The following is a 6,717-nucleotide window of genomic DNA, read 5'->3' on the forward strand; positions in this document are numbered from 1 at the left end:
ATCTTGTAATGATTCTCTATAATAAATAAAATTTTCGTCTCTATTTTCTTTCTCCAATACAGTTCTATTGGGTAAAGATCGATTTTCTTTTTCTTGGAGATAATTTAACCAATCATCCAAGCTATTCTCTTCTTTTTTTTCTTGGGATACTTCAGTTTGCGTTAAAGAATTTTCCTCTTGATTTATTTTTTCGGTTGTTGAACCTGCTTCTTGTTTTACTTCCAACAACGGATTATTCACTAATTCTTCGTCAATTAGATCTTTTAGTTCAGCTAAATTTAATTGTAATATATTAATTGCTTGGTATAATTGGGGAGTAAGAACTAATTTTTGTTTTTGTATCAATGATAATTCGGGTTTCATCTCTCAAGCTCCACTATTATCTGGTATATGACATGGTCATATCTTTGATATAACTTCTTAAAAATATAAAATATCCTCCATGATTTACTAAAATATAAAACAAGTTAGGACGCTAAACCTTAATTTATATTTCTTCTATACTATAACCAATAAAGTTTTTGTATCAAAAAGATGAGTCTTCTCCATATCTAATACTACTTCCATGTTTTGTTCAACTTCTACCTGGGTACGAGAATCCATTTTCCCTATTATAGAGTGCTTTCCACAATTAAGGTAAATAAAGATCTCTGCCCCCAGGGGCTCAATTACTTCTGTTTTAGTTTTTATAGTATTGGAAGTAGAAGGTTTAATTTGGGAAACGAATTGTTTGTCGTGAAGGTCCTCAGGTCTAACTCCAAAAATCACTTCTTTCCCGGCATAATCTTCTATTTTGGAATAAAAAGACTGGGGAGCCTGTACTTTAAAACTTTCAGCATCGATAAAATAGTCTCCATTTTCCTCTACTATTTTGGAGTTTATAAAATTCATTGCCGGAGATCCGATAAAACCAGCCACGAATTTATTATTTGGTTTTTGGTAAACTTCTAAAGGTGCACCCGATTGCTGTAAACACCCCTCATTCATGATAAATATTCTACTAGCCATCGTCATTGCTTCTACCTGATCATGAGTGACATAAATGATTGTAGCTTCTAATCTGCGGTGAAGTTTGCTAATTTCTGCTCTCATTGCCACTCTTAGCTTAGCATCCAAATTTGAAAGAGGCTCATCGAATAAAAACACTTTTGGTTTTCTTACAATAGCTCTTCCCACTGCTACTCGTTGTCTCTGTCCACCGGATAACTGTTTTGGTTTCCTTTTTAATAGGTTTTCTATCCCTAAAATCTCAGCTGCTTCCTGCACCCTTTGGTCTATCTCTTTTTTGGGAAATTTCCGTAATTTTAGTCCAAAAGCCATATTGTTATATACATCCATATGCGGATAAAGAGCGTAGTTTTGAAAAACCATGGCAATATCTCTATCTTTAGGCTGAATATCGTTGACCAACTTATCGCCAATATATATCTCTCCTGAGGTTGCTTCCTCTAAGCCAGCAATTGCCCGTAAAGTTGTAGTCTTCCCACACCCCGACGGACCAACCAAAACCGCAAATTCTTTATCCTTAATCTCTATATTTACATTATCTACGGCTGTGACTTCTTTAAACTTTTTAGTAAGGTTCTTTAAAATTACATTTGCCATTTTAATTCCTCTCCTTTTATATAGTTATTTAATTTTAACAAAAATTTAACATACTAATTTTGATATCCCTTATTCTTGAATTGTATCTAATTAAAATTATAAAAATTAAGAAATGGTTTATAAATTTTCCGCAATCTGAGATATTTTCCTTAACCGATGATAAATTCCTGATTTAGTTAGTTTAAAATTTAATTCCTCGGCTAATTCCTGCAAACTGGCATAAGGAAGATTCTTACGTGCTTCAGCTACCAAGAACAATTTCGGTGAAATATACTGCAAACCCATTTTTTTTTCTATCACATCAATATCGTGTAATTGTTTAGCTGCCGAAAGAACTATTTTATCCAAATTTGCGGTCTCGCAATTAACCAATCTGTTTACAATATTTAAAACATCTTTTCTAGCCCTTATATCCTGAAAATATAGCAGAGCATCCTGAAGTCCGATTAATCTTAAAAATTCAAATATGCTTTCCCCCCTCTTCAAATATACTACCCACTTTTTCTTCCAGAAACTTATCCGCGAGTTTAAATCATAATAGTTTAAGAGAGCATGAATAAAATTTGCCTCTCCTTTGTTTTTTGTAGAAATTTCTAAGTGATACATCTTTTCCGGATCACTTACAAATCCATTTATCAAAAAGGCTCCCCGTAAATAGGAATCTTTAGAAAAATTTTTATTCAAATTTATTATATTTCTTAGAATATATTGTTTGTCGGATATAGGTTTATCTTCCCAGCTTAGATTTAATTCTTTAAAAATAATCTCTATTTCTCTTAAAAAAGGAACTTTAATCTCGTAATATTTTTTGGTATTTGATAAATTTTCTTTTTTAACCGAGGGGAAAATCCCAAAAACCATTTTAATCAAATTATAAGCTGTCCGCGTGGTAGTCGGATCATCTAAAATAATAACTACATTTTTTTTCTGATTAGATTTAACTAACTTTCCTTTTAATTTTATAAATGCCAGTAATTCATCCCTCTGTTCAGATACATTCTGGGGGATTATCCTGGCTAATTCAGTTTTTACTCGGTAAGAAAATAACATTGAACTCTTTCTTTTTAATATTTTTTATAAAAGTAAGGGTTAGATTTGTTTCCCCCGTCTTTATCTTACTTCATAAGTTGTTTTTAATCTTGATTTCTTCTTTCTTTATGTCTCTATGTTTCACAAACAACTTATATTCTTTCCTCTCTAAAAAATCTGCTAAACGATTTATTAAAACTACCGACCTATGTCTACCCCCCGTACATCCAAAAGCAATAGATAGATAGGTCTTGCCTTCTTTAATATAAAAGGGGATTAAATAATTCAGTAAATTAAAATAAATTTCTACAAAATGTTGTGTTACCGGAAATTCAGTTACATATTTTTCAATCTTTTCGTTGGTCCCCGGTAAATTTTTTAATTGATCAATATAGAAGGGATTGGGAAGAAACCTAACATCAAAGATCAAGTCTACATCAATAGGAATACCATACTTATATCCAAAAGAGATTAAGGTTATTTTAATCTCTTGCTCTTTTCCTTTTATAAAATTCCTGATAATTTCATGACTTAATTGTTTGGGAGTTAAATCAGAAGTATCTATTATTAAATTAGCTTGAGATCTTAATTCTTTTAATTGCTCTCTCTCTGCTTGTATATTTTCAAGGATATTGTTTGAAATATTTAAAGGATGCTTCCTTCTGGTTCCACTAAACCGATGCATCAAAATCTCATCGCTTGCTTCTAAAAATACTATCTCTCGATTAATCCCCAGTTCTTTTAAATAATCCAGCGATTCGAATAAATCCTGAAAAAATATCCCTCCCCTTATATCTACCACTAAAGCAATCTTTGATAGTTTCCCTTTTGATTGTAAACAAATTTCAGCAAATTTAAGGATTAGCTTAGAAGGAATATTATCTACACAAAAAAACTCAGAATCTTCAAAGCATTTAACGGCTATGCTTTTCCCTGCACCGGATAGGCCGGTAATTATTACAAATCTGGTCATATCCAACTTCTTTTTACTCCTCAAAATATATGGTTAGCTGTTTATTTGATTATTTGGGTAGTCAGTTAATGAATTAATATCATAATAACTGGCAAACTGTTATTCACATGCTCTCGGGAGCTGAAATCCCTAAAATCTTAAAGGTGTTAAATAATACTATCTTAGTGCTGCTGATTAATACTAAACGTGCTTTAGTCAATTCTTTATCTTCAGTAACTACTCGGTGTAATGTATAATACTTATGGAAAGAGGAAGCTAAATCATAAAGATAAGTAGTTAAAAGGTGTGGTTTCCAGGTTAAAGCGCTCTTTTTCACCACTTCTTTTAAAGAAGATAGTTTTTTAATCAATTCAATCTCTTCCTTTTTGTCCAATAAATGAAGATTAACTTCCTGGTTCTTATCAATTTTTATTCCTTCTTGCTCAGCTTTTTTTATTATACTACATATCCTCGCATAAGCATATTGAATATAATATACCGGGTTTTCCATAGATTGAGATTTAGCTACATCAAGATCAAATTCGGTATGGCTATCATAACTCCTCATTAAAAAGAAATAACGAGCTACATCTTTACCCACTTCTCGAATTAAGTCTCTAAGGGTAACAAATTCTCCTCCTCGAGTTGACATACCTACTTCTTTTCCATCTTTTATTAAAGTAACGAACTGCACAATCAATATATCTAAAAAATCTTTAGAATAACCTAAAGCTTGTATGGCTGCTTTCATCCTTTTAATATAGCCATGATGGTCCGCACCCCAAACATCTATTACCTTGTCAAATCCTCTTTGATATTTATTTTGGTGATAAACAATATCGGAGGCAAGATAAGTAGGGATGTTGTTTTCCCGAATGACTACTCTATCTTTTTCATCACCAAAAACAGTGGACCTTAACCAGAGTGCTCCTTTTTCCTCATAAAGAAAGTCTCTCTCTCTAAGTAATTCAATAACCTCTTGAAGTTTATTCTGCTCATAAAGTGATTTTTCGCTAAACCAGACGTCGAATTCTACTCCAAAATCTTCTAAATCCTTTTTAATCCCTGATAATATTTTATTTAAAGTAAATTCTTTAAAAAACTCCAGAGTTTCTTTATCACTTCTTCCTTTATATCGGTCTTGAAATTGATCGATCACTTCTTTGGCTATATCAAAAATATATTCACCCTTATAGCCATTAGTAGGAAATTCCTTTTTCCCCTCCAAAAAATTATTGTATCTTGCATGAACGGATTGACCTAATATGTCTATCTGTTTTCCTTGATCATTAATGTAATATTCTTTTTCTATCTCGTATCCTGCTGCTTTTAATATACTACTTAATGCATCTCCGACCGCTGCACATTTTCCATGACCAACATGTAGCGGACCGGTAGGATTAACGCTGACAAATTCTACTTGAACCTTCTTCCCTTTGCCTAAATTTACTTTACCGTAATTCTCTCCTTGTTCTCTAATTTCATCTAGCACCTTATATAACCAATTCTCATTCAACCAAAAATTGATAAAACCTGGTCCGGCGATTTTAACTTTATCTACTATTGTATCCTGAACATCTAAATTATTCTCAATAAGATGAGCAATATCAATGGGTTTTAACTTCAATTCACGGGATAATTGCATTGCGATATTAGCAGATAAGTCTCCATGAGCCTTATTTTTTGGTTTTAATAATATTATCTCAGGAATATTTCTCACCTGAAAATTGTCTTGTTCTATATTTATTTTTATTGAATCTAATAATATCTCTTTGATTTGATCTGCGAAATCAATTTTCATTTAAAAACCCCTAATAAATTATTCGTTAGTCTTTAGTTCGAAATTTAAAACTTTTTCCATTAGAAATATTTATTTTAAAGTAGGCGGATTTATTCACTCATTTCCCTTTTAATAGAGCAGGTTCTTTTATAAAAAAAGGGAAATCCTTATACAATTTTGTTTTTTTGATAAAATAGTCACATTAAAATGGTGCGCCCGAGAAGAGTCGAACTTCCAACCAAGGGCTTAGGAAGCCCCTGCTCTATCCATTGAGCCACGGGCGCATAAAAAAACTATTTCATTCGCGGATCCAATGCATCGCGTAACCCATCACCCAAAAAATTGAAAGCCATCATAGTTATAGCCAAAGCTAATCCCGGGTATATCGCCAAATGAGGATAAGAGCGAATAGCTTTATATCCTTCTGATATCATCATCCCCCAACTTGGAGTGGGAGGATTTACCCCTAAACCGATGAAACTTAAAAATGCTTCAAAAGTGACATATCTTGGAATATCCAGAGTTACTCTGACAATACATGGGCCTAACAAATTAGGCATAATGTGCCTTACAATAATTTGAAAATTAGTTGCACCTTCTGCCTTGGCAGCTTCAACAAATTCTTTCTCTCTTAAAGAGAGAGCCATCCCTCGGGCAATACGCGCCATGCCAAGCCAGGCAGTAACTCCTATACCGATAAAGATAAAGAATAATCCACCAAAAGCTCTATCAACCACATTTAAGTATCCGGCAAAAGTTCCCGGAGTAGCAATGGCAAAAGTAGATTTGAAAAGCACCATTAACAAAATAATTAATAATATAGTAGGAAAGCCATACATGATATCCACAAAGCGCATCATAATATCATCAACTTTACCCCCAAAATATCCCGAAACAACTCCATAAAAAACTCCAATTATAAAAGCAGTAAGAGCTCCAATTATTCCCACGCTTAACGATATTCTAGTGCCATAGATGATTCTGCTCAGGAGATCTCTACCCATAAAATCTGCTCCCAGTAAATATTTGGTACTTGGTTTAGCAAAATTATCTAAGAGATTACCTTCTGCATAATGATAAGGTGCAATATAAGGAGCAAAAATAGCAAGAATAATTAAAACAAGAATAATTATGCCTCCCATTACGGCCATTTTGTTTTTTAATAATCTATGAAAGGCATCTTTCCATAAACTCACCTCAGGTTTTTTATCAATAACTATCTTATCCTCAATTTTATTTTCTCTTTCGGTTAACTTAGTTTCCAAGATTTTATATCTCCCTTCTCTTGTAATTATCTAAGTATATTTTATCCGAGGATCAATCCAGGCATAGGTCAAGTCTACTACTAAAT

General features: G+C 32.6%; 6 protein-coding genes and 1 tRNA gene. All 7 read right to left on the bottom strand.

What is annotated here, in order from left to right:
- A partial coding sequence (locus tag ENO17_01190) for an RNA polymerase sigma-54 factor (GenBank protein ID HER23674.1) occupies positions 1-363 on the bottom strand: 363 nt, incomplete at its 3' end.
- Positions 364-498: 135 nt separating this feature from the next.
- Positions 499-1,605 carry a sn-glycerol-3-phosphate ABC transporter ATP-binding protein UgpC gene (ugpC, locus tag ENO17_01195; GenBank protein HER23675.1) on the bottom strand — a complete coding sequence of 369 codons (1,107 nt, stop codon included), beginning with the start codon at positions 1,603-1,605 and terminating at the stop codon, positions 499-501.
- Positions 1,606-1,722: 117 nt separating this feature from the next.
- Complete coding sequence (whiA, locus tag ENO17_01200; protein HER23676.1) at positions 1,723-2,655, bottom strand: DNA-binding protein WhiA; 933 nt, start codon at positions 2,653-2,655, stop codon at positions 1,723-1,725.
- A 70-nt stretch (positions 2,656-2,725) separates the two neighbouring features.
- Positions 2,726-3,607, bottom strand: coding sequence for an RNase adapter RapZ (gene rapZ / locus ENO17_01205; protein ID HER23677.1), 882 nt, complete (start codon positions 3,605-3,607; stop codon positions 2,726-2,728).
- A 103-nt stretch (positions 3,608-3,710) separates the two neighbouring features.
- Positions 3,711-5,387 (bottom strand): arginine--tRNA ligase, encoded by a 1,677-nt coding sequence (locus ENO17_01210; protein HER23678.1) that lies wholly within the window; start codon positions 5,385-5,387, stop codon positions 3,711-3,713.
- A 187-nt stretch (positions 5,388-5,574) separates the two neighbouring features.
- Positions 5,575-5,650, bottom strand: a tRNA-Arg gene (locus tag ENO17_01215).
- A gap of 9 nt (positions 5,651-5,659) precedes the next feature.
- Positions 5,660-6,517, bottom strand: coding sequence for an ABC transporter permease (locus tag ENO17_01220; GenBank protein ID HER23679.1), 858 nt, complete (start codon positions 6,515-6,517; stop codon positions 5,660-5,662).
- Between the last annotated feature and the right edge of the window lie 200 nt (positions 6,518-6,717).

The sequence above is a fragment of the Candidatus Atribacteria bacterium genome (genome assembly GCA_011056645.1).
Taxonomy (GTDB): domain Bacteria; phylum Atribacterota; class Phoenicimicrobiia; order Phoenicimicrobiales; family Phoenicimicrobiaceae; genus Sediminicultor; species Sediminicultor quartus.